Genomic DNA, 2631 nt, shown 5'->3' with positions numbered 1-2631 from the left:
TGGGCTCGCTCCGTCTGCGCGCGGTCGCGGAGGAGGCCCTGCGCGAGGGCGGTGCCCGCCGCACGGCGACGGCGGCCCTGACCGGCCCCTCCGCCCTCACCGCGGGTGAGCGCCGCATCGCCGAACTCGCCGCGCAGAACCGCACCAACACCGAGATAGCCCAACTCCTCCACCTCGCCCGCCGCACCGTCGAGACCCACCTGACCAGCACCTACCGCAAGCTCGGCATACGCCGCAGAGCAGAACTCGGCGCAGCCCTCGCGAACCCCGGGGAGGACACCTGACCGGCACCCGACGTGATGCGGATGCCTTGTACGCTGCCCCGAAGTCGGCGACGGCTTCCCTGAACCGGTGGCCGGGCGCGTACGTAAGGAAAAACCGGGAGCACCCGCGCGTAGCCGACACATCCGAGGAGTACCCATGAGCAGCACCCCGCGCCTGAACGACTGGCTCACCACGCGCCAACCCCTCGTCCTGGGCCTGTTCCGCATCGTCCTGGGCCTGCTGTTCGCCAGCGAGGGTGCCGCCACGGTCTTCGGGATCCTGGACCGGAAGGCGAGCCCGGTCGGCGACTGGCCCTTCTGGTACGCCGGAGTCATCGAGCTGACCTGCGGTGTCCTGATACTTCTCGGCCTGGCGACCCGCGGCGCCGCGTTCCTCAGCTCGGGCGTCATGGCCTTCGCGTACTTCACGGAACACCAGAAGGACGGCCTCTTCCCCCTCCAGAACGGCGGCCTCGCCCCCGTCCTCTTCTGCTGGGGCTTCCTCCTCCTGGTCTTCACCGGCCCCGGCGCCCTGTCCCTCGCGGGCCTGACCGGCCGCGAGACCGACACCCGCCCCGGCTCCCACCGCGTCACCGAGCCGTCCCCGTGACGCAGCAGCCCTCCCCACGGGCACGCCGACCACCTGCCGGCGCCCCGAGGAGGCACCCGATGGGCGCTCGTTCCGGGACCTGACCGAACTCACCGTCCACCACCCGTCGGCAGTGACCGGGATCCGTGCCGACCGGGACAAGCTCTGTACGACTACCACGGCGAGGAGACCGGCACCCGGACCGCCCCGCTGATGCTGGCCGGCGCGGGCCGCTTCGCGCACGCCGACACCGAGACACCGGTCATGCACTGGGGCGGCGACCTCTACCCCGACCTGCCCATGAACGGTGACCGGCCCCTCGCGTTCATGCTGGGCACCGCCACCCGGGCCCGTTTCGTCGACACCCACCCGCTCGACACCCTGATCGCGGACCTACGCCCCGTCGAGGCCGACTTCCTCGCCGCGACCGCCTACGGGGACGACGAGAACCCGGCCAGGATCCGCCCGACCTGCTCGATTCCGCCCTGCGCGCGCCAAGCCGGTGAACTACGCGCTCAGCACTCGATGATGTTCACGGCGAGCCCGCCCCGCGCCGTCTCCTTGTACTTCACGCTCATGTCCGCGCCGGTCTCCTTCATCGTCTTGATGACCTTGTCGAGGGACACCTTGTGGGTGCCGTCGCCCCGCATGGCCATCCTGGCCGCCGTGACGGCTTTCACCGCGGCCATGCCGTTGCGTTCGATGCAGGGGATCTGGACGAGGCCGCCGACGGGGTCGCAGGTGAGGCCGAGGTTGTGTTCCATGCCGATCTCGGCGGCGTTCTCGACCTGTTCGGGGGAGCCGCCGAGGACTTCGGCGAGGGCTCCGGCGGCCATGGAGCAGGCGGAGCCGACTTCTCCCTGGCAGCCGACCTCGGCGCCGGAGATGGAGGCGTTCTCCTTGAAGAGCATGCCGATGGCGCCGGCGGCCAGCATGAACCGCACGACTCCGTCCTCGTCCGCGCCCGGGACGAAGTTGACGTAGTAGTGCAGGACGGCGGGGATGATGCCGGCCGCGCCGTTCGTGGGGGCCGTCACGACCCGGCCGCCGGCCGCGTTCTCCTCGTTCACCGCCATCGCGTAGAGCGTGATCCACTCCATGGAGCGGGCCAACGCGTCGCCCTCCGCCCGTAGTTGACGGGCCGACATGGACGCGCGGCGGCGTACGCGCAGACCGCCGGGCAGGATGCCCTCGCGGGACATACCGCGGGAGACACACGCCTGCATCACGCGCCAGATGTCGAGGAGACCGGAACGGATCTCGTCCTCGCTGCGCCAGGCCCGCTCGTTCTCCAGCATCAGCGCGGAGATCGACAGACCCGTCTCCTTCGCCACGCGGAGCAGCTCGTCACCCGTGCGGAAGGGGTACTTGAGGGGCGTGTCGTCGAGTTTGATGCGGTCCGCGCCGACCGCGTCCTCGTCGACGACGAAGCCGCCGCCGACGGAGTAGTACGTCTTCGACAACAGCTCGGTGCCCGCCGCGTCGTAGGCCCAGACGGTCATGCCGTTGGCGTGGTACGGCAGCGTCTTGCGGCGGTGCAGGACCAGGTCCTTGTCGAAGGAGAAGGGGATCTCGTGGTCGTCCAGGAGGCGGATGCGGCCCGCCTCTTTGATCGCCTCCACCCGCTCGTCGGCCGACTCGACGTCCACCGTGCGCGGTGAGGCGCCTTCCAGGCCCAGGAGCACGGCCTTGGGGGTGCCGTGGCCATGACCGGTGGCGCCCAGCGAGCCGTACAGCTCGACGCGCACCGAGGCCACGCCCGCGAGCAGCTCCTCGTTG

3 protein-coding genes are annotated in these 2631 nt (G+C 70.7%); 2 read left to right on the top strand and 1 reads right to left on the bottom strand.

Annotated features, from left to right (window positions below; genetic code table 11):
• Together AWZ10_RS06800 and AWZ10_RS06795 are read left to right on the top strand one after the other, a co-directional pair.
• On the top strand, positions 1-284 hold a 284-nt coding region (locus AWZ10_RS06800; protein ID WP_167365921.1), incomplete at its 5' end, for a response regulator transcription factor.
• Positions 285-420: 136 nt separating this feature from the next.
• Entirely contained in the window at positions 421-873 is a 453-nt protein-coding gene (locus tag AWZ10_RS06795) for a DoxX family protein (RefSeq protein WP_060890662.1), read from the top strand.
• A gap of 494 nt (positions 874-1367) precedes the next feature.
• On the opposite strand, the gene AWZ10_RS06790 is transcribed toward AWZ10_RS06795, so the two are convergent.
• The coding region (locus tag AWZ10_RS06790; protein ID WP_060890661.1) for an L-serine ammonia-lyase at positions 1368-2631 on the bottom strand (1264 nt) is incomplete at its 5' end.

Origin of the sequence: Streptomyces europaeiscabiei (genome assembly GCF_001550375.1) — a bacterium.
GTDB classification, from domain to species: Bacteria; Actinomycetota; Actinomycetes; order Streptomycetales; family Streptomycetaceae; genus Streptomyces; species Streptomyces europaeiscabiei.
Note: the sequence above shows the minus strand (reverse complement) of the source record. Positions and strands in the feature narration are given on the sequence as shown.

Bases quoted from the DNA above. Each gene is read 5' to 3' on its own strand.
- AWZ10_RS06795 (WP_060890662.1), top strand. From the start codon at position 421: ATGAGCAGCACCCCGCGCCTGAACGACTGGCTCACCACGCGCCAACCC.